This window comes from Acidisphaera rubrifaciens HS-AP3, from assembly GCF_000964365.1.
GTDB lineage: Bacteria > Pseudomonadota > Alphaproteobacteria > Acetobacterales > Acetobacteraceae > Acidisphaera > Acidisphaera rubrifaciens.
Map to the genome: position 1 here is coordinate 1 of NZ_BANB01000829.1, position 433 is coordinate 433.

1 protein-coding gene is annotated in these 433 nt (G+C 74.4%); it reads left to right on the plus strand.

Translation table 11 applies throughout. The features are described from left to right. Positions 1-433 (plus strand): glycosyltransferase (locus tag B8460_RS18265; protein WP_048863050.1); only part of this gene is annotated, 433 nt, incomplete at both ends.

Genomic DNA, 433 nt, shown 5'->3' on the forward strand with positions numbered 1-433 from the left:
GGCGCGTCGTGCGCGCGATCCCGGGCGCGGCCTGGCTGCGCGGCACGATGCTGAGCGCGCAGCTGGCACGGCAGGTCGCCGCGATGACGCAGACGGCGGCGGGGCGCCTCGTCTATCACGAGCCGAACATGATCGCCCGGCCGTTCCGCGGCGCCATGGTCGCCACCATCAACGACCTGTCTTGGCACCTCGACCGCAGCCTGCATCCGCCCGATCGCATCGCCTGGATCATGCGGGGGCTGCCGGCCACGCTGCGGCGGGCGCGCCGGATCGTGGCCATCTCGCAATTCACCAAGGACGAGGCGGTGGCCCGGCTGGGCGTCGATCCGGCGCGCATCGACGTGGTGCCGCTGGCCCCATCCGCCCTGTTCACGCCGATGAGCGCCGAGGCGGCGGCGCCGGTGCTGGCGGCGCACGGGCTGGCCGATCACGG